The sequence below is a fragment of the Citrobacter sp. Cpo103 genome, from assembly GCF_030332605.1.
GTDB lineage: Bacteria > Pseudomonadota > Gammaproteobacteria > Enterobacterales > Enterobacteriaceae > Citrobacter > Citrobacter portucalensis.
In genome coordinates this window covers 523,111-541,934 of record NZ_JAOWHO010000035.1, presented here as the reverse complement: position 1 = coordinate 541,934, position 18,824 = coordinate 523,111, and the positions used below count along the sequence as shown (strand labels likewise).

At 51.0% G+C, this 18,824-nt stretch carries 19 protein-coding genes; 11 read left to right on the top strand and 8 right to left on the bottom strand.

Features of this window, described 5'->3' with window-relative positions:
- Nucleotides 1-27 precede the first annotated feature (27 nt).
- Together cspE and pagP are read right to left on the bottom strand one after the other, a co-directional pair.
- Complete coding sequence (cspE, locus tag OGX89_RS19055) at nucleotides 28-237, bottom strand: transcription antiterminator/RNA stability regulator CspE (protein WP_000034825.1); 210 nt, start codon at nucleotides 235-237, stop codon at nucleotides 28-30.
- Between the two features lie 189 nt (nucleotides 238-426).
- Nucleotides 427-990 (bottom strand): lipid IV(A) palmitoyltransferase PagP, encoded by a 564-nt coding sequence (gene pagP, locus OGX89_RS19050; RefSeq protein ID WP_003831280.1) that lies wholly within the window; start codon nucleotides 988-990, stop codon nucleotides 427-429.
- Nucleotides 991-1,452: 462 nt separating this feature from the next.
- Between pagP and dcuC the strand changes: the two genes are divergently transcribed.
- Nucleotides 1,453-2,838, top strand: a complete 1,386-nt coding sequence (gene dcuC / locus OGX89_RS19045) for an anaerobic C4-dicarboxylate transporter DcuC (RefSeq protein WP_003022136.1) — start codon at nucleotides 1,453-1,455, stop codon at nucleotides 2,836-2,838.
- Nucleotides 2,839-2,954: 116 nt separating this feature from the next.
- Here the strand turns inward: dcuC and dpiA are convergent, their stop codons facing one another.
- Nucleotides 2,955-3,635, bottom strand: coding sequence for a two-component response regulator DpiA (dpiA, locus tag OGX89_RS19040; RefSeq protein WP_003831279.1), 681 nt, complete (start codon nucleotides 3,633-3,635; stop codon nucleotides 2,955-2,957).
- Entirely contained in the window at nucleotides 3,604-5,265 is a 1,662-nt protein-coding gene (dpiB, locus tag OGX89_RS19035; RefSeq protein ID WP_003831278.1) for a sensor histidine kinase DpiB, read from the bottom strand. Before dpiB ends, dpiA begins: the two co-directional genes overlap by 32 nt.
- 391 nt (nucleotides 5,266-5,656) lie before the next feature.
- On the opposite strand from dpiB, the gene citC reads away from it, so the two are divergent.
- The 8 genes from citC to rna all read left to right on the top strand — a co-directional run bounded on the left by citC (nucleotide 5,657) and on the right by rna (nucleotide 13,311).
- Nucleotides 5,657-6,733, top strand: a complete 1,077-nt coding sequence (gene citC / locus OGX89_RS19030) for a [citrate (pro-3S)-lyase] ligase (RefSeq protein ID WP_003831277.1) — start codon at nucleotides 5,657-5,659, stop codon at nucleotides 6,731-6,733.
- Nucleotides 6,730-7,026 (top strand): citrate lyase acyl carrier protein, encoded by a 297-nt coding sequence (gene citD, locus OGX89_RS19025; RefSeq protein WP_003831276.1) that lies wholly within the window; start codon nucleotides 6,730-6,732, stop codon nucleotides 7,024-7,026. Before citC ends, citD begins: the two co-directional genes overlap by 4 nt.
- Nucleotides 7,023-7,931: an aldolase/citrate lyase family protein gene (locus OGX89_RS19020; protein ID WP_003831275.1), complete on the top strand. Its 909-nt coding sequence runs from the start codon at nucleotides 7,023-7,025 to the stop codon at nucleotides 7,929-7,931. Before citD ends, OGX89_RS19020 begins: the two co-directional genes overlap by 4 nt.
- 9 nt (nucleotides 7,932-7,940) lie before the next feature.
- A complete protein-coding gene (gene citF / locus OGX89_RS19015; protein WP_003831274.1) occupies nucleotides 7,941-9,473 on the top strand; it encodes a citrate lyase subunit alpha in 1,533 nt (510 codons plus the stop codon).
- Nucleotides 9,474-9,476: 3 nt separating this feature from the next.
- Nucleotides 9,477-10,031 (top strand): citrate lyase holo-[acyl-carrier protein] synthase, encoded by a 555-nt coding sequence (gene citX / locus OGX89_RS19010; protein ID WP_126955861.1) that lies wholly within the window; start codon nucleotides 9,477-9,479, stop codon nucleotides 10,029-10,031.
- On the top strand, nucleotides 10,000-10,905 hold the full coding sequence (gene citG / locus OGX89_RS19005; RefSeq protein WP_003831272.1) for a triphosphoribosyl-dephospho-CoA synthase CitG: 906 nt from the start codon (nucleotides 10,000-10,002) through the stop codon (nucleotides 10,903-10,905). The genes citX and citG overlap by 32 nt, the downstream gene beginning before the upstream one ends.
- A gap of 25 nt (nucleotides 10,906-10,930) precedes the next feature.
- The gene (gene citT / locus OGX89_RS19000) at nucleotides 10,931-12,394 is read left to right on the top strand and encodes a citrate/succinate antiporter CitT (protein WP_003831271.1); all 1,464 of its coding nucleotides are present in this window, start codon (nucleotides 10,931-10,933) and stop codon (nucleotides 12,392-12,394) included.
- A 110-nt stretch (nucleotides 12,395-12,504) separates the two neighbouring features.
- Nucleotides 12,505-13,311 (top strand): ribonuclease I, encoded by an 807-nt coding sequence (gene rna, locus OGX89_RS18995; protein WP_126955862.1) that lies wholly within the window; start codon nucleotides 12,505-12,507, stop codon nucleotides 13,309-13,311.
- A 41-nt stretch (nucleotides 13,312-13,352) separates the two neighbouring features.
- Here rna and OGX89_RS18990 read toward each other — a convergent pair whose 3' ends face one another.
- Together OGX89_RS18990 and OGX89_RS18985 are read right to left on the bottom strand one after the other, a co-directional pair.
- A complete protein-coding gene (locus OGX89_RS18990; RefSeq protein ID WP_063940716.1) occupies nucleotides 13,353-13,976 on the bottom strand; it encodes a flavin reductase family protein in 624 nt (207 codons plus the stop codon).
- A 96-nt stretch (nucleotides 13,977-14,072) separates the two neighbouring features.
- Nucleotides 14,073-14,903 carry an alpha/beta fold hydrolase gene (locus OGX89_RS18985; RefSeq protein WP_126955863.1) on the bottom strand — a complete coding sequence of 277 codons (831 nt, stop codon included), beginning with the start codon at nucleotides 14,901-14,903 and terminating at the stop codon, nucleotides 14,073-14,075.
- Between the two features lie 275 nt (nucleotides 14,904-15,178).
- Between OGX89_RS18985 and rnk the strand changes: the two genes are divergently transcribed.
- Together rnk and uspG are read left to right on the top strand one after the other, a co-directional pair.
- A complete protein-coding gene (rnk, locus tag OGX89_RS18980; protein WP_003831264.1) occupies nucleotides 15,179-15,589 on the top strand; it encodes a nucleoside diphosphate kinase regulator in 411 nt (136 codons plus the stop codon).
- A gap of 183 nt (nucleotides 15,590-15,772) precedes the next feature.
- Nucleotides 15,773-16,201 (top strand): universal stress protein UspG, encoded by a 429-nt coding sequence (gene uspG / locus OGX89_RS18975; RefSeq protein WP_003022101.1) that lies wholly within the window; start codon nucleotides 15,773-15,775, stop codon nucleotides 16,199-16,201.
- Nucleotides 16,202-16,283: 82 nt separating this feature from the next.
- Here the strand turns inward: uspG and ahpF are convergent, their stop codons facing one another.
- Together ahpF and ahpC are read right to left on the bottom strand one after the other, a co-directional pair.
- Nucleotides 16,284-17,849 carry an alkyl hydroperoxide reductase subunit F gene (gene ahpF, locus OGX89_RS18970; protein ID WP_003831260.1) on the bottom strand — a complete coding sequence of 522 codons (1,566 nt, stop codon included), beginning with the start codon at nucleotides 17,847-17,849 and terminating at the stop codon, nucleotides 16,284-16,286.
- Nucleotides 17,850-18,003: 154 nt separating this feature from the next.
- Nucleotides 18,004-18,567: an alkyl hydroperoxide reductase subunit C gene (gene ahpC, locus OGX89_RS18965; protein WP_002894394.1), complete on the bottom strand. Its 564-nt coding sequence runs from the start codon at nucleotides 18,565-18,567 to the stop codon at nucleotides 18,004-18,006.
- Nucleotides 18,568-18,824: the final 257 nt, after the last annotated feature.

The window sequence follows — 18,824 nt, the reverse complement described above, 5'->3', positions numbered from 1 at the left end:
GGGTTTTGAATGCTTGCTGTCGTATGCTTACAGAGCGATTACGTTTGCAGCAGAAGGGCCTTTGGCACCGTTAGTGATTTCGAACTCTACACGCTGACCTTCAGCCAGAGTTTTAAAACCATTGGTCTGGATTGCAGAGAAGTGTACGAACACGTCTTTGCTGCCATCTTCCGGAGTAATGAAACCGAATCCTTTGGACTCATTAAACCACTTAACGTTACCTTTAATCTTAGACATCAAAATTACCTTTACATGAAAAATAGACACAAATGCTGTGTCGGGTATCAGTACAACAATTGTGGTGGACTTTGTCCAGTCGAACTTTATCAAAAAGTGATAAATGTCGCGTTATTTTTCAGCTAAAGTTAATATCACACTGTTTTTAAAAGACTTTTTAATAATCCACCTGACAATACAGGTAGTCCATCAAAACTGGAAACGCATCCATGCAAAGTAGACGTTACCGTTGTTGTACGTTCCCGGAATGTAGGTCATCTGGAACGTTGCCGGACCATACCCTATCGATGCCAGCGGTAACAGCACGGGTACCGGAATGTAGTTCCAGTTATCGCGCGCGGTAAAACCAGCGGTAAAACCGAGACCTGTATGGAAATTTTCATCTGCCAGCGGTCGCCAGGTTTTTTCCCAGCCATAACCACCAATGGGTTCCCATTTATTGTAGGAATCCTTAAAGGCCATTATATAAAGCCCGTGCCAGTTACCTTTATCATCCCAACGAGATTGACCAAAGCCCGCCCCCCATGGGCGTTCATTGTAGCGATCCGTTTTTTCTTTATCATAAGCAAAACGCGCATGCCAGGTAATAGCCGGCACGTACAAATCATAATGTTCTGGCTGCTGCCAGGTTTCACTGACATTGTCTTTAAAAGTAGCGAACCAACCTTTATCTTCAGCAGCGCCCTGGGGAATGAAAGCTAACTGAATAAAAAGAAATGAAAAAATGAGAAAATATCGTTTAGCGACAATCACAACTTAATTACCATCCTGGGATTTATTATTAATTGTAGCAAACCCAACCTTAATGTTAGCTTAACAAAAATGCGCAGCTAAAAAATCAGAATAATCCTCAGCCTATAATTTTTAAGATAAATATCCATGAATTTATTGAGTCATCTGATAGGAACTATTTTCTCTTTATTGCCAATAAATTGTTCTTTCCTCCGAAAAAAGTTAAATATCATCACAATAAATTAACAATTAACAATCAATATCGTCACAAAACACATACATCAGCGCTGCGCTTCACAGTTTCTTATTGTGAGATTCTTTTTTTAACCGCGATGCTGAAAAAACGGCTTAGCCATCGCTTGAATCCGTATTTTTATTGATTTTAATCAGCAAGAGTTATCGGTTTATTAGGCACATTCTGTCACCACTTTTTACTTTTTTTAGTTTTTTTACTTTCTGGGCAGCAATGCGACAGGGGAAACGATGTTGACATTTATTGAACTCCTTATTGGGGTTGTGGTTATTGTGGGTGTAGCGCGCTACATCATTAAAGGTTATTCCGCGACAGGCGTACTGTTTGTTGGCGGTCTGGTTTTGCTGATTATCAGTGCGCTGATGGGGCATAAAGTTTTGCCGTCCAGCGCGGCATCGACAGGCTATACGGCAACAGACATTGTTGAATATATTAAAATTTTGCTGATGAGCCGTGGTGGCGATCTCGGCATGATGATCATGATGCTGTGTGGTTTTGCCGCTTATATGACCCATATTGGCGCGAACGATATGGTCGTTAAGCTGGCCTCCAAGCCTCTGCAATACATCAACTCTCCTTACCTGCTAATGATTGCCGCCTATTTTGTCGCCTGCCTGATGTCACTGGCGGTTTCGTCAGCAACCGGTCTGGGCGTATTGCTGATGGCAACACTGTTCCCGGTCATGGTTAACGTAGGGATCAGCCGTGGCGCCGCAGCGGCCATTTGCGCCTCCCCTGCTGCAATTATTCTTTCACCAACATCCGGTGATGTGGTGCTGGCGGCAAAAGCTGCGGAAATGCCGCTGATCGATTTCGCCTTTAAAACCACGCTGCCAATTTCCATTGCCGCCATCATTGCTATGGCGATTGCCCACTTTTTCTGGCAGCGTTTTCTGGATAAAAAAGAGAACATTTCTCATGAAATGTTAGATGTGGCTGAAATCACCACGACTGCTCCGTCATTTTACGCCATTCTGCCGTTTACCCCGATTGTTGGCGTCCTGATTTTTGATGGTAAATGGGGTCCACAGCTGCATATCATTACGATTCTGGTTCTGTGCATGCTCATCGCGGCTATTCTGGAGTTCGTACGTGGGTTCAACACCCAAAAGGTTTTCTCTGGTCTGGAAGTCGCTTACCGTGGCATGGCGGATGCCTTTGCTAACGTGGTGATGTTGTTAGTCGCTGCGGGTGTTTTTGCCCAGGGCCTGAGCACAATCGGCTTTATTCAGAGTCTGATTTCTATCGCCACCTCGTTTGGTTCGGCGAGCATTATTCTGATGATGGTGCTGGTGATCCTGACTATGCTGGCGGCAATGACTACGGGTTCCGGTAACGCTCCGTTCTATGCCTTCGTTGAGATGATCCCTAAGCTGGCGCATTCCTCCGGCATTAACCCTGCTTACCTTGTTATCCCGATGCTGCAGGCGTCAAACCTTGGACGCACAATCTCCCCGGTCTCCGGCGTGGTGGTTGCTGTTGCAGGTATGGCGAAGATTTCTCCGTTCGAAGTGGTGAAACGTACTTCGGTTCCGGTTCTGGTTGGGCTGTTGGTTGTGATTATCGCAACTGAAGTGATGGTACCAGGCTCTTCTTCAGCCGTCGTTGGCGGCTGATACTCAGTGAAATGTAGGCCGGATAAGGCATTCACGCCGCATCCGGCATTTCGACTGCAACGTTGCCGGATGTCGATGCTAAAGCATCTTATCCGGCCTACGTCAGAAATTAGCATTTAGCCGCCGTGATAGATACGCTGCGGCCTACCCACCTTACCGTGAATAATCTCCGCAATAATCAAATGACGGCTGGCACAGTACTCCAGGTAGCGTCTGGAAGTCGTTCGGCTGATGGTGAGCGCCTGGGCGATCGTTTCTGCTGTATGGTGTACCGTCGGATCGGCGAATAATTTCAACACTGCATTCAGCGTTAACGCATCAATCCCGGTCGGTAAATCCCCTTTCGGCTCGCCCCGCGCGTAGGCATTAAACATCTCATCTATCTGCTTTTGGCTGGCGCTATCATTACCGGCCAACATGCGTCGACGCTGTTGATAACGCGTCAGGGTCTGCCCCAGCCGCTCGTAGGCAATGGGTTTGACCAGGTAATCAAACGCGCCGCTGCGCACAGCTTCGGAGACTGTTTCCATGTCGCTGGCCGCCGTGGTAAACACCACACCGCCCGGATAACGCGCCTGGGTTAGCTCATGCAATAAGGTAATTCCCTTGCCGTCCGGCAAGTAGTTATCGAGCAGAATCAAACCGGGCTTAAAACGCTCAATCATCATCCTCGCCTGCGCAAGATTACCCGCCAGCCAAATCTGGCTGAAGCCGGGTATATGGCGGATATATTCAGCATGCATTTCCGCCAGTAGCGTTTCATCCTCAACGATCAATAGCGTTAATGGTTCCGTCATTGTTTTTTTTCACTTTCGGAAGAAATAAAGAAAATAAGGTGCCGCAGGGGGAGTTATCTTCGAGCGTAATCACCCCGTCACAGCGCCTCACATAACTTGCAATAAGATACAAACCGATGCCATGTTCACCTGGTTCATCGGTACGGGTGCTCACACCCTGTTCAAATATTTTTTCACGCAATGTTTCCGGCACACCGCATCCCTGATCGGCAACTTCGATGATCACGTCATCCCCTTCATCGCTCAAATAAAGCTCTACGACCTTGTTGCCTTGCTGGGTGCGCAAGCTCGCTTCAAATGCATTATCAAGCAGATTGCCAACAATTGCTGCAAACTCTGTGCTATCCAGCCCCTCGGGGAGTTGATGCAGTTGGCTGCCCGGAACAATAGTCATGGTGAGACCCAGTTCCCGCGCGCGCTGCACCTTGCCAAACAACAGACCGGCTACCTGACGATCGGCAAACGCGCCGCGCAGGCTGTCAATCAGTTGCTGTTGCGCCTGGGATTCTCCCTGCACCATAGCCAGAACCTTGTCATACTCTTTCATTTGCAGCAGACCATTGATGGTCGACATCCAGTTCAGGTGCTCATGACGCAGCGTTCTCAGGCTCTCTACATACTGTTTGATCTGCGTTAACTGCGCATTAAGAGTAGCAATTTCATCTTTACTACGAAAACTGATGATTGCCCCAAGCAGTTCGTCACCGGAGCGAATCGCCTCACGGTTGGCGATAACGCTCAGTCCATTAAAGTTGACCATCGCATCCTGTCGTTTTTCCGCAATCTGTTGGGTGAAAAAGTCCGCTGGCTGAACCACCTCACTCACCGGTTTTCCAAGCCACTTTCTCCCAGGTGAAGACAGCCCCAGCATTTTCCTCGCACTGCGATTTATTGCGGTGATATATCCATCAGGATCCACGGCAATCAATCCTTCATATACCGAGCTAAACAACGCTTCCTGCTGACGTACCACCCGCGCAATTTGTTTCGGTTCCATACCCAACATCTGCCGACGAATATGGGCAGCGAAAAACCAGGAGAGCAGCATAAGTACCAGCAACAGCAGGATAAACACGCCGGCCATCGGAAGTAAGAAGTCCGATCGCCAGCTATCGATTTTGCTGATCAGATAACCAATTGAGACTACGCCAATGATTTTGCCATCGTCATCAAAGATGGGCGTTTTAGCGCGCATTGCCATCCCGATGGACCCTTTACCGGTAATAAAGTAGCTCTCCCCTTTTTCCAGCGCGCCGGGTTTGGTGAACTGCATCGGATAGCCAATCTTTTCCGGGTTCGGATGATATAGACGAATGGAGTTGGTATCCCCGATAACCACATAGTCGAAGTCAGTTCCGCTCTGCAGTTTGTCGGCAATCGTCGCCAGCCGCTTGTAATCACGATGCTTAACCGCCGTGATGATACTGTCGTTAGAGGCGATGATTTTGGCCTGATTCATTGCCATATCGCGGACATGCGTTGCCAGATAATCTTCAAAGCTGGCGGTAAAGTATTGTGCCAGGGCGGCAATGATAAAAACAGAAACGACCAGAATAAGCAGAAAGATACGTAAAGGAAACGCCAGACTGCGGAAAAAAGGAAACCGTGTTTTATTTTTCTGTTCTGTCATCACATTTTTCCTCACCGACGTTAACTAAAACTAATTTCTCATTGTAGTTGTAATTAAAATGTTCTATTTACACGTTATGGTATAAAACATGATCGTTGCAGATTCCCCACCTTAAATCAATTAAACAAATTAAAACCACACCTTATTTTAGGGTTAAATTAATTAAAAAACTTAAAACCATAAAACACATTAAAACCTTCTAACTTATTGTGAAATAAATCAAAAATTACCTCCAAAATACCCCTTACGATGTATGCAGCAGGGAAAAAAAGAAATACTCCGTAATAAAAAACCATTCCCTTCAATTGCAAACAAAACGTTATCAGGTTGCTAAACAGAGCAACAAAAACAGAAACCCAGTAACAAATATAGCATCGGGGCTCTATTCACTATGTTCGGTAATAATATATTCACGCAAGTTAAACGCTCAGAAAATAAAAAGATGGCGGCTATCGCGCAATTTCTGAAAGAGAATGATTTGAGCGTAGATACGACCGTCGAAGTATTTATCACCGTCACCCGTGACGACCGTCTGATTGCCTGCGGTGGTATCGCTGGGAATATTATTAAGTGTGTCGCAATCTGTGAATCTGTCCGCGGCGAGGGTTTAGCGCTAACGCTGGCGACCGAGTTAATCAACCTTGCCTATGAACGCCATTGTACGCACCTCTTCATCTATACCAAAACCGAGTACGAATCGCTGTTTAAACAGTGCGGTTTTTCTACGCTCACCAGCGTTCCCGGCATTATGGTATTGATGGAAAACAGCACCACACGTCTGAAACGCTACGCCGAATCACTGGCAAAACAGCGTCATGATGGGAAAAAAATTGGCTGTATCGTCATGAACGCCAACCCCTTCACCAACGGACACCGTTTTCTGATCCAACAGGCAGCCGCGCAATGTGACTGGCTGCATCTGTTTTTGGTGAAAGAAGATACCTCACGTTTTCCGTATGAAGACCGCCTGGATCTGGTGCTTAAAGGAACAAAAGACATTCCACGTTTAACCGTGCATCGCGGTTCGGAGTACATCATTTCCCGCGCCACGTTCCCGTGTTACTTCATCAAAGAGCAGAGCGTTATTAACCACTGCTACACCGAAATAGACCTGAAAATCTTCCGCCAGTATCTGGCTCCGGCTCTCGGCGTCACGCACCGCTTCGTCGGTACTGAGCCGTATTGCACTGTCACCTCCCAGTATAACAACGATATGCGTTACTGGCTGGAGACCCCAACGCTTCCCGCCCCGCCGATTGAACTGGTGGAAATTGAGCGGCTGTGTTTCCAGGAGATGCCGATTTCCGCCTCCTGGGTGCGCAAGCTGCTGGTTAAAAAAGATCTCACGGCTATCGCATCCCTGGTCCCTGACGCCACGCTGCAGTATCTGCAAAGCATGGTTGAACGAGCCTCATCGGGTGCGGCAGTCCGCCAAAATACCCCCGCATTAGCAACAGGTGAAAAATGAAAATAAACCAGGCAGCCGTCGCAGGCACACTCGAGTCCGGTGATGTGATGATTCGCATCGCCCCACTCGATTCGCAGGATATTGACCTGCAGGTTAACAGTAGCGTCGAAAAGCAGTTCGGTGATGCCATACGGGCTACCATTCTGGACGTTCTGTCCCGCTACAACGTACGCGGCGTGCAATTGAATGTTGATGATAAAGGCGCACTGGACTGCATTTTACGTGCGCGACTGGAAGCACTACTGGCCCGCGCTGGCGGTATTCCGGCACTGCCATGGGAGGATTGCCAGTGATTTCCGAATCTTTGCAGCAACGTAAAACCCGTACTCGCCGCAGCATGTTGTTCGTACCGGGCGCCAATGCCGCCATGGTCAGCAACTCGTTCATCTACCCGGCAGATGCACTAATGTTCGACCTGGAAGACTCCGTCGCGTTGCGTGAAAAAGATACCGCTCGCCGCATGGTGTACCACGCGCTGCAACATCCGCTGTATCACGACGTTGAAACCATCGTGCGTGTAAACGCACTCGACTCCGAATGGGGAATCAACGACCTTGAAGCTGTGGTACGCGGCGGTGCTGACATCGTACGTTTACCGAAGACCGATACCGCGCAGGATGTCATCGACATCGAAAGCGAAATTCTACGTATCGAAAATGCCTGTGGCCGTGAGCCAGGCAGCACCGGTCTGTTGGCTGCCATCGAATCGCCGTTAGGCATTACCCGCGCGGTAGAAATTGCCCATGCTTCCGAACGTCTGATCGGTATTGCCCTGGGTGCGGAAGACTATGTACGTAACCTGCGCACTGAGCGCTCACCGGAAGGTACTGAACTGCTGTTTGCCCGCTGCTCTATTTTGCAGGCTGCACGTTCTGCCGGTATTCAGGCGTTCGACACCGTGTATTCCGATGCCAACAACGAAGCGGGTTTCCTGCACGAAGCCGCACACATCAAGCAGTTGGGTTTTGACGGCAAATCGCTCATCAACCCGCGCCAGATCGAACTCCTGCATAACCTGTACGCCCCAACGCGCAAAGAGCTGGCTCACGCCCGTCTGGTTGTGGAAGCCGCTGAAGCCGCTGCTCGCGAAGGTCGTGGCGTAGTTTCCCTGAACGGCAAAATGGTCGACAGCCCGGTTATCGAGCGCGCCCTTCTGGTTATCTCCCGTGCAGAACTTTCCGGCATTCGCGAAGAATAAGGCAAAAAAATGACGCAGAAAATCGAACAGTCTCAACGCCAGGATCGCGTGGCGACCTGGAGCCGTCATGCAGAAAGTGAGCTTTCCGCTTATCAGAGCACCGCAAAAGTAGAATTGCAGGCGCAAAAACCGCGCGACAAAAAGCTGTGCACTAACCTGGAAGACGCTATTCGTCGTTCAGGTTTACAGGATGGTATGACTATCTCTTTCCACCACGCTTTTCGTGGTGGCGATCTGACGATTAACCTGGTGATGGACGCCATCGCCAATATGGGCTTTAAAAATCTGACGCTGGCCTCCAGCTCTCTGAGCGACTGCCATGCTCCGCTGGTTGAGCACATCCGTCAGGGCGTGGTTAGCCGCATTTATACCTCCGGTCTGCGTGGCCCGCTGGCGGAAGAAATCTCACGTGGCCTGCTAGCCGAACCGGTACAAATTCACTCCCACGGTGGCCGTGTGCACCTGGTGCAAAGTGGCGAGCTCAGCATTGATGTGGCGTTCCTCGGCGTGCCGTCCTGCGACCAGTTTGGCAACGCCAACGGTTATACCGGTAAAGCGTGCTGCGGCTCACTGGGCTATGCCCGCGTAGACGCCGAAAACGCGAAACAGGTTGTCCTGCTGACTGAACAGCTGCTGACCTATCCGCATAACCCGGCCAGCATTACGCAGGATCAGGTAGATCTGATCGTGCAGATCGATCAGGTCGGCGATGCGGACAAAATTGGTGCCGATGCGACCCGCATGACCACCAACCCGCGTGAACTGTTAATCGCCCGTAGCGCGGCTGAGGTCATTGCTAATTCCGGCTACTTCAACGAAGGCTTCTCACTGCAGACAGGAACCGGCGGCGCCTCTCTGGCCGTTACGCGTTTCCTGGAAGACAAAATGCGCAGCCGCGATATCCGTGCCGACTTCGCGCTGGGCGGCATTACCGCTACCATCGTTGACCTGCACGAAAAAGGCCTGATTCGCAAACTGCTGGACGTTCAGAGTTTTGACCGTAACGCCGCAGAATCGCTGGCCCGCAATCCAAACCACATTGAGATCAGTGCCAACCAGTATGCCAACTGGGGCTCAAAAGGCGCATCCGTCGATCGTCTGGACGTCGTGGTGCTCAGCGCGCTGGAAGTTGATACCAGCTTCAACGTTAACGTACTGACCGGTTCTGACGGCGTACTGCGCGGCGCATCCGGTGGTCACTGCGATACCGCGGTTGCCGCTGCGCTGTCTATCATCGTCGCGCCGCTGGTTCGCGGACGCATCCCGACCCTGGTTGATAACGTGCTGACCTGCGTAACCCCAGGCTCCAGCGTTGACATTCTGGTCACTGACCACGGTATCGCCGTCAACCCTGCACGTCCGGAACTGGCAGAACGTCTGAAAGAAGCCGGTATGAAAGTGGTGTCCATTGAATGGCTGCGCGAACGTGCACAGCAGCTCACCGGTCAGCCACGCGCTATCGAATTCACTGACCGCGTGATTGCCGTTGTGCGTTACCGCGATGGTTCAGTGATTGACGTTGTGCATCAGGTGAAGGAATAAACCATGCACCTGCTCCCTGAATACGCCACCCGACACGAGGTTTCCATTCCCGAGCTGCTCGCCAGCCGCGATGAGAGACAGGCAAGGCAACAGGAGTGGCTGACACGCCACTCTGCGCCGCTGGTCTCGTTTACCGTCGTCGCACCGGGACCGATTAAAGACAGCGAATTAACCCGTCGTATCTTTAATCACGGCGTAACCGCCTTGCTCGCGTTGGCGGAACAATCCACCTGGATTGTCAGGGAGCAAACAGCGCTGGTTTCTGCCAGCGGTCCAGAAGGTCTTTTGTCTATTGAGGCTCCAGCCCACGACCTCAAGCTCGCCACAATTGAACTTGAGCATTCACACCCGCTGGGACGGCTATGGGACATCGATGTCCTGACCCCTGAAGGGGAAATTCTGTCCCGGCGTCATTTCGCACTCCCTGCCCGCCGCTGTCTGCTGTGCGAGCAAAGTGCTGCCGACTGTGCGCGGGGTAAAACCCACGCGCTTTCCGACTTACTCACTCAGATGGAGGCACTGCTGCATGATGCCGATTCCCGCAACATCAACCAATAACGCAGTCCTCCCTCTGGATCTGCCTGATGCTTACGCAACGCTTGCGTGGCGCGCCATGTTGACTGAAGTCAACCTGTCGCCCAAACCCGGTCTGGTAGATCGTATTAACAACGGCGCGCATAAAGATATGGCGCTGGAAGATTTTCATCGCAGCGCTGAAGCGATTCAGTCATGGCTGCCACGTTTTATTGAATATGGGGCGTTTAGCGCACAGCTGTCGCCTGAGGATGTATTGAAAGGACTGCGCCCTCTGGGCATGGCCTGCGAAGCCGATATGTTCCGCGCCACCGCCGGGGTGAACACCCATAAAGGGAGCATCTTTTCACTGGGACTGCTGTGCGCCGCCATTGGCCGCCTGCACCAGCTCCAACTCACTGTTACCGCTGAAACCATTTGCTCTACGGCAGCAACATTTTGCCGTGGCCTGACCGAGCGCGAACTGCGCCAGAACAATCAACAACTCACGGCTGGCCAACGTCTTTATCAGCAACTGGGATTAACCGGCGCACGGGGCGAAGCCGAAGCGGGATATCCGCTAGTCATCCAGCATGCCCTGCCGCACTACCGCGCACTGCTGACTCAGGGCCGCGACCCTGAACTGGCGTTACTCGACACATTATTGCTGCTGATGTCTATCAACGGCGACACCAACGTGGCTTCACGTGGCGGCGCAGAAGGTCTGCGTTGGCTACAGCAGCAGGCCACCGCCCTGATGCAGCAAGGGGGGATTCGTACCCCTGCCGATCTCGAATATCTACACCAGTTCGACCAACAGTGCATTGAACGCAACCTCAGTCCCGGAGGCTGCGCCGATCTGCTGATCGTCACCTGGTTTTTAGCTCAGATTTCACAAGTTCATCATTATCACAATTAAAGATCCTTTCCGGAGAATCACACACATGTCTTTAGCAAAAGATAAAATATGGAAGTTACTGGCCCCATTGGTCGTCATGGGTGTCATGTTTCTTATCCCCGTCCCTGATGGAATGCCTCCACAGGCCTGGCACTACTTTGCCGTATTCGTGGCAATGATTGTCGGTATGATCCTTGAGCCAATCCCGGCAACAGCGATCAGCTTTATCGCCGTAACGATCTGCGTTATCGGCAGCAACTATCTGCTGTTTGATGCTTCAGAACTGGCCGACCCGGCGTTTAAAGCGGGCAAGCAAGCGCTGAAATGGGGTCTGGCTGGCTTCTCCAGCACCACCGTGTGGTTGGTGTTTGGTGCGTTTATCTTCGCACTGGGTTATGAAGTCACCGGTCTGGGTCGTCGTATCGCGCTGTTCCTGGTGAAATTCATGGGTAAACGTACCCTGACGCTTGGCTATGCGATTGTTATCATCGACATTTTGCTGGCACCGTTTACTCCATCTAACACCGCGCGTACCGGTGGCACCGTATTCCCGGTAATCAAAAACCTGCCGCCGTTGTTTAAATCATTCCCGAACGATCCTTCCGCGCGCCGTATCGGTGGATATTTGATGTGGATGATGGTCATCAGTACCAGTCTGAGCTCTTCGATGTTCGTGACCGGCGCTGCACCTAACGTACTGGGTCTGGAATTCGTCAACAAAATTGCCGGTATTCAAATCAGCTGGTTGCAGTGGTTCCTTAGCTTCCTGCCGGTCGGTATTATTTTGCTGATCGTTGCTCCGTGGCTGTCATACGTTCTGTACAAACCAGAAGTTACTCACAGTGCTGAAGTTGCCGCTTGGGCCGGTGATGAACTGAAAGGCATGGGTAAACTGACCCGTAAAGAGATAACGCTGATCGGTCTGGTATTGCTCAGTCTGGGTCTGTGGGTCTTCGGTGGTAAACTGATTGATGCAACCGCAGTGGGCCTGCTGGCTGTTTCCCTGATGCTGGCGCTGCACGTTGTACCGTGGAAAGACATTACCCGTTATAACAGCGCATGGAACACTCTGGTTAACCTCGCCACGCTGGTCGTTATGGCGAATGGTTTAACCCGTTCAGGCTTCATCGACTGGTTCGCCAACACTATGAGCACGCACCTGGAAGGCTTCTCGCCTAACGCGACCGTGATCGTTCTGGTACTGGTGTTCTACTTTGCTCACTACCTGTTTGCCAGCCTTTCCGCTCACACCGCCACCATGCTGCCGGTTATTCTGGCCGTCGGTAAAGGTATTCCGGGCGTCCCGATGGAACACCTGTGTATCCTGCTGGTACTGTCCATCGGTATCATGGGCTGTCTGACTCCATATGCAACAGGCCCTGGCGTTATCATCTACGGCTGTGGTTATGTGAAGTCCAAAGACTACTGGCGTCTGGGTGCTATCTTCGGCGTTATCTACATCGCTATGCTTCTGCTGGTCGGCTGGCCGATTCTGGCAATGTGGAGCTAATCATCCCGGTTCACGCCTGATGAAAATGATGCCAGTCAGCTAAACCTGACTGGCATTTTTTATGATTAAATAGATGATATTCAGAATTTATATAAGTGTCCGAAATCATCATGACATCAACATGGCGTTATTCTTCGTTGCTGGCAGCACTCCTGCTGCCAGTTTCTGCAACTCAGGCCGATGAACTTCAGGCAAAACAATACGCTGATTTTGACAGCTACGTGCTGGCTCTCTCCTGGCAAACCGGATTTTGTCAGAGCCAACACGAGCGTAATCGTCAGGAGCCTGACGAATGTCGTTTGCAAAAAGAGAGCGCAGACAAAGCGGATTTCCTGACCGTTCACGGTTTATGGCCCAGCCTGCCTAAATCCATTGCCGCCCGTGGAGTAGACAACCGCCGTTGGATGCGTTTTGGCTGCGCGACTCGCCCCATTCCCAACCTGCCTGAAGCCCGCGCAAGCCGTAAATGCGCGGCCCCCGAAACCGGACTGTCGCTGGAAAGCGCGGCAAAACTCAGCGCTGTAATGCCCGGTGCTGGAGGGAGATCCTGTCTGGAACGTTACGAATATGCCAAACATGGCGCGTGTTTCGGTTTTGATCCCGACACATACTTCGGCACTATGGTACGGCTGAATAATGAGGTTAAGAACAGCGAGATGGGCAAATTCCTGGCGGAAAACTACGGCAAAACCGTCAGCCGTAACGCATTTGACACCGCCGTTGCCAAAAGCTGGGGCAAAGAGAACGTCAAAGCTGTGAAGCTAAGCTGCCACGGTAATCCATCGTATCTCACTGAGATCCAGTTATCCCTGAAAGCCGACAACATCAACCAGACGTTATCTGCCCAGTCATTCTTACCGCAACCGCATCCGGGTAACTGCGGTAAACAGTTTATTATCGACAAAGTCGGATACTGAAACTTGCGACCGACGCTGCGAGCTGGCGTCGGTCCGTAAACTTAGCGTTTTGCACGGGCGTCCGGGCGAACTAAATCAAAACGGTGTGTTTCACTGATCGAATAATACGCCGTTGGCCCACCTGCACGCAGCACCGGCTTCGCTTTCGCCGTCTGATAGATGCCGTCTTCCAGGAGCGTTTCATCTATGTGAATGCCTACCACTTCCCCCAACACCAGCCAGGTATCAACCGGTGAGCCATCAGCAGTAGTTAGTTGCAGAGTTTGCGATAAACGACACTCAAAATTGACCGGGCTTTGCGCCACGCGCGGCACGTTGACTATCCGGCTATCTGCCTTGCTAAGCCCGGCGGCAAAAAACTCGTCCTCACCGTGCGGCAAGCTGGCTGACGTTTCGTTCATCGCAGTGGCCAGCTCAAGAGTCGTCAGGTTCCAGACAAATTCACCGGTTTCGATAATATTCTGCACGCTGTCTTTCCAGCCGCTGCTGGCGAAACCGATAATCGGCGGGTGATAGTTGAAACAGTTAAAGAAACTGTATGGTGCCAGATTGTGCCGACCGTTGCTGTCACGCGACGCAATCCAGCCAATCGGGCGCGGTCCAATGATGGCATTTAGCGGATCATGCGGTAAGCCGTGTCCCTGTGACGGTTGATAGAAATACATAGCGTTCCCTGTTGAAGTTAACGTCAGCGCAGCACAAATTATGCTTCGCTCATCCCCCTGGAAAAAGAAGATCAGCGTAGAACAATCTGCCAACGATTACGACTGAATAAAGTTGAGCAGGTCACCGTTGATCTGTTGCTTATGGGTGGTGCAAATGCCATGCGAGCCGCCGACATATACCTTCAATTGCGAGTCCGGCAGTATTTCCGCCGCGACCTTTCCGCAGGTTTCAAACGGGACAATCTGATCGTCATCACCGTGGATCACCAGCGTCGGGATGGTCATCTTTTTGAGGTCTTCACGCAGATCTGTTTCCGAAAACGCGTGTATACAGTCGTACAACGCTTTGATGGAACCTTGTAAACCTTGTTCAACAAAGCTTTCGCGAACGGCTTTCGACTCTTTTGCGCCAGGACGGTTGTAGCCATAGAATGCAGCGGTCAGTTCATAGAAAAAGGCGGCGCGATCGTTCACAACCCCCTCACGGATGCCATCGAATACCTCTTTCGGCACGCCATTTGGGTTAAAGTCAGTCTTGATCATGATGGGCGTCACTGCGCCAATTAACACCGCTTTTGCCACCCGCTGCGTCCCATGCCGGCCAATATAACGAGCCACTTCCCCACCGCCGGTAGAGTGTCCAACATGTACGGCATCTTTAAGATTGAGATGCGCGGTAAGTTCAGCCAGGTCATCAGCATACTGATCCATATAATGACCATCCCAGGGTTGGGCCGAACGCCCATGTCCACGCCTGTCATGGGCGATCACACGAAATCCTTTCGATCCAAGGAACAGCATCTGATCTTCAAACGCGTCTGCCGTCAGCGGCCAACCGTGACTGAACACAATAGGTTGTCCACTTCCCCAGTCTTTAAAATGCAAATAGCTGCCGTCTTTCAAGGTAAGTTTGTCGTACTGGCTCATGAGATCTCCTGTCGCGGAACACTGAGTTGTTTGACGCGCCCGCAGCGAGCGCTTAAAAAGCATAATGCAAATTGGAGAACGATCACGTTTTTCGGCTAAAATCACACCATATGCGACAATATTGATGATTTACCTGAATGTGAACTAAATCACTTCAAACATGGGGTAAGTCTCAGTATCATCATAAAAGCTAAACCCTTGCCGCCTGACGGTGAGGGTTTTCTTTTGGGATTATTTACCTGCGCACCCGCAGTATCGACGACATGGAGTAATAAATGTCCAGACCAACTATCATCATTAACGACCTCGATGCGGAACGCATTGACCGCCTGTTGGAGCAACCTGCGTTTGCTGGTTTACCGATTGCCGACGCCCTTAACGCCGAGCTGGATCGTGCCCAAATGTGTTCTCCAGAAACCATGCCGCACGACGTCGTGACCATGAACAGCCGCGTGAAATTCCGCAATCTGAGTGATGGCGAAGTCCGTGTGCGTACCCTGGTGTATCCGGCCACTATGACTGACAGCAACACACAGCTTTCGGTAATGGCACCTGTCGGCGCTGCACTTCTGGGGCTGCGCGTTGGAGATACCATTCACTGGGAACTGCCAGGCGGGACCTCAACGCACCTCGAAGTTATCGAGCTTGAGTACCAGCCTGAAGCTGCAGGCGACTACCTGCGCTAACTCTGTCTTATCAAAGCCACTCGCTTTATCTTACAGGGGATGCATCCGCATCCTCTTTCCGGTTAGATCTCCCTGCTCCTCGCTTTCTTTCCTGTTCGCAAAACATAAATCTGTGTCGTGACTGACAGAATCATTTTTAATACTATGCTGTTATGTGTTCATGTAATGACAAGGAGAATGTTTATGTACAACACAATCATAATGCCTGTTGATGTATTCGAAATGGAACTGAGCGACAAGGCTATTCGCCATGCAGAATTTCTGGCCCAGGATAAAGGGGTTATCCATCTGCTGCATGTGCTGCCAGGCTCAGCGAGCTTAAGCCTGCACCGCTTTGCAGCCGATGTCCGTCGTTTTGAAGAACATCTGCAACACGAAGCGGAAACCCGTCTGCAAACGATGGTCGGTCACTTCAGCATCGATCCTTCCCGTATTAAACAACATGTCCGCTTTGGCAGCGTACGTGACGTGGTCAACGAGTTGGGTGAAGAGTTGAATGCGGATGTCGTTGTCATTGGATCGCGTAACCCATCAATCAGCACCCATCTACTCGGCTCAAACGCTTCCAGCGTTGTCCGTCACGCGACTTTGCCAGTGCTGGTTGTTCGTTAACAGCCACTGATTTGATAAAGAAAACCCCTGCCAGGTTAACGCCTGACAGGGGTTTTTATAGTGCAGGTGAGTCTTACTTTTTTTATGCTACTGTCGTGCGAATCAGATAATCAAACGAACTTAACGAGGCCTTCGCACCTTCACCTGTCGCGATGATAATCTGCTTATACGGTACGGTTGTGCAGTCGCCGGCAGCGAAAACGCCTTTCACGCTGGTTTCGCACTTGGCATCGATGATGATTTCACCCATACGGTTACGTTCAACGGCACCTTCCAGCCAGTTGGTGTTCGGCAGCAGACCAATCTGAACAAAGATACCTGCCAGTTCCACATTGTGAACATCGCCGCTCACACGGTCACGATACTCCAGGCCAGTAACTTTGCTGCCATCGCCTTTCACTTCTGTCGTTTGCGCATTCAGAATGATGTCGACGTTTTTCAGACTGCGAAGCTTATTTTGCAGCACCTGGTCGGCCTTCATTTCAGGAGCAAATTCCAGCAGCGTCACATGTTCAACAATACCTGCCAGGTCGATAGCCGCTTCAACGCCGGAGTTACCGCCGCCAATCACCGCAACACGCTTGCCTTTAAACAGCGGACCATCACAGTGCGGGCAGTAGGTTACGCCTTTGGTGCGATACTGATCTTCGCCCGGAACGTTCATGTTGCGCCATTTCGCGCCGGTGGCGATGATAATGCTGCGTGCTTTCAGCACCGCGCCGGAGGCCGTTTCAATCTGATGTAGACCGCCTTCCTGCGCTGCCGGGACCAGTTTGCTTGCGCTCTGGCTGTCGATCACATCAACATCATAATCATCAACGTGTGCTTTCAGCGCGCCTGCCAGTTTCTGACCTTCGGTTTTCGGCACCGAGATGTAGTTTTCAATATCTACAGTATCAAGAACCTGACCGCCAAAACGCTCGCCCATCAGACCGGTGCGAATGCCTTTACGTGCAGAGTACACCGCTGCCGCCGCACCTGCAGGACCAGAGCCGACAATCAACACGTCATAAGCATCGCGCTTATTCAGCTCTTCAGCCGCACGTTTTTCTGCGCCAGTATCCACTTTCGCCACGATCTCAGTCAGCGTCATACGTCCCTGACCGAACTCTTTGCCGTTCATAAATACCGCCGGAACGCCCATCACGTTACGATCGGTGATTTCGTTCTGGAATGTACCGCCGTCAATCGCCGTATGCTTGATACGTGGGTTCAGCACCGCCATCAGGTTCAGCGCCTGCACCACATCCGGGCAGTTATGGCAGGAAAGCGAATAATAGGTTTCAAATTCAAAATCACCGTCGAGATCGCGGATCTGCTCCAGCAACGTCTGCGCCTCTTTTGAGGGATGGCCGCCAGTCCACAACAGCGCCAGCACCAGAGAGGTAAACTCATGTCCCAGCGGAGAACCGGCAAAACGCGGTCCCTGGTGAGAACCGGGATTGGTAATAAGGAACGATGGCTTACGCACCGCCAGAGTATTGTCTTCTTTGAAGGTGACTTTTTCTGACAGTTCAGCAATTTCAGTCAGCAGTTCCTTAATTTCTGCCGATTTAGCGCTGTCATCCAGCGTCGCAATCAGCTCAACAGGTTTGGTCAGTTTCTCAAGGTAAGCCCTGAGCTGGGTTTTCATATTTGTGTCGAGCATTCTTCTTCCCTCTCTGAAAACATCATCATGCAAGCCGATTTTGCGGGACTGCATTAATGCAACTTGCGTCATGGTGCTGGAATGAAACAGGCGCAAATTTGCGCCTGTGGAATGCCGGATGCACTACGTTTATCCGGCCTACAAACTATGCGACTTAGATTTTACCAACCAGGTCCAGAGATGGCGCTAAGGTTGCTTCACCTTCTTTCCATTTCGCCGGGCAAACTTCACCTGGGTGGGAAGCGACGTACTGTGCGGCTTTGATTTTACGCAGCAGGTCAGACGCATCACGGCCGATACCTTCAGCAGTAACTTCGATTGCCTGGATGATACCCTGCGGGTCAACAACGAAGGTTGCGCGGTCAGCCAGACCTTCATCTTCACGCATGTTGTCGAAGTTACGGGTCAGGGCGCCAGTCGGGTCGCCGATCATCGCGTATTTGATTTTTGCGATGGTTTCAGAGCTGCTGTGCCATGCTTTGTGGGTGAAGTGGGTGTCGGTAGAAACGGAATACACATCTACGCCCAGTTTCTGCAGTTCTTCGTAATGGTCTGCAACGTCACCCAGCTCGGTCGGGCATACGAAAGTAAAGTCAGCCGGGTAGAAGAAGAAGACGCTCCAGCGACCTTCGGTATCTTTCTCGGTTACTTCGATGAACTCACCGTTTTTGAACGCCTGGTTTTTGAAAGGTTTAATTTTGGTATTAATCAAAGACATCTGTACTTCCTCCGTGTTTTCGTTGAGAGATAAGTTAACGAAAATCTCTTCGCAGGGCTAATGCGTTTCCTTTATCAAATCAATAAGCGTTAACTAACAACCCACTCAAACTCATGTTGTGAACCTAAAGATAAAAGTAAAAAAGGCCCCCTTTGCAGGGAGCCTCATTACCCGAGCTACCCGCAGGTAACGTCAGTGCCAGCAGAGCTGGCTATGTGTTGCGCTCTACATTACCTTAACAAAGGTCGTAACAGCGA

What these genes read in the sequence shown, in the direction of transcription:
- cspE (WP_000034825.1), bottom strand. Translation starts at nt 237, where the DNA reads ATGTCTAAGATTAAAGGTAACGTTAAGTGGTTTAATGAGTCCAAAGGA.
- dcuC (WP_003022136.1), top strand. Translation starts at nt 1,453, where the DNA reads ATGTTGACATTTATTGAACTCCTTATTGGGGTTGTGGTTATTGTGGGT.
- dpiA (WP_003831279.1), bottom strand. Translation starts at nt 3,635, where the DNA reads ATGACGGAACCATTAACGCTATTGATCGTTGAGGATGAAACGCTACTG.
- dpiB (WP_003831278.1), bottom strand. Translation starts at nt 5,265, where the DNA reads ATGACAGAACAGAAAAATAAAACACGGTTTCCTTTTTTCCGCAGTCTG.
- citC (WP_003831277.1), top strand. Translation starts at nt 5,657, where the DNA reads ATGTTCGGTAATAATATATTCACGCAAGTTAAACGCTCAGAAAATAAA.
- citD (WP_003831276.1), top strand. Translation starts at nt 6,730, where the DNA reads ATGAAAATAAACCAGGCAGCCGTCGCAGGCACACTCGAGTCCGGTGAT.
- citF (WP_003831274.1), top strand. Translation starts at nt 7,941, where the DNA reads ATGACGCAGAAAATCGAACAGTCTCAACGCCAGGATCGCGTGGCGACC.
- citX (WP_126955861.1), top strand. Translation starts at nt 9,477, where the DNA reads ATGCACCTGCTCCCTGAATACGCCACCCGACACGAGGTTTCCATTCCC.
- citG (WP_003831272.1), top strand. Translation starts at nt 10,000, where the DNA reads ATGATGCCGATTCCCGCAACATCAACCAATAACGCAGTCCTCCCTCTG.
- citT (WP_003831271.1), top strand. Translation starts at nt 10,931, where the DNA reads ATGTCTTTAGCAAAAGATAAAATATGGAAGTTACTGGCCCCATTGGTC.
- rna (WP_126955862.1), top strand. Translation starts at nt 12,505, where the DNA reads ATGACATCAACATGGCGTTATTCTTCGTTGCTGGCAGCACTCCTGCTG.
- OGX89_RS18990 (WP_063940716.1), bottom strand. Translation starts at nt 13,976, where the DNA reads ATGTATTTCTATCAACCGTCACAGGGACACGGCTTACCGCATGATCCG.
- OGX89_RS18985 (WP_126955863.1), bottom strand. Translation starts at nt 14,903, where the DNA reads ATGAGCCAGTACGACAAACTTACCTTGAAAGACGGCAGCTATTTGCAT.
- rnk (WP_003831264.1), top strand. Translation starts at nt 15,179, where the DNA reads ATGTCCAGACCAACTATCATCATTAACGACCTCGATGCGGAACGCATT.
- uspG (WP_003022101.1), top strand. Translation starts at nt 15,773, where the DNA reads ATGTACAACACAATCATAATGCCTGTTGATGTATTCGAAATGGAACTG.
- ahpF (WP_003831260.1), bottom strand. Translation starts at nt 17,849, where the DNA reads ATGCTCGACACAAATATGAAAACCCAGCTCAGGGCTTACCTTGAGAAA.
- ahpC (WP_002894394.1), bottom strand. Translation starts at nt 18,567, where the DNA reads ATGTCTTTGATTAATACCAAAATTAAACCTTTCAAAAACCAGGCGTTC.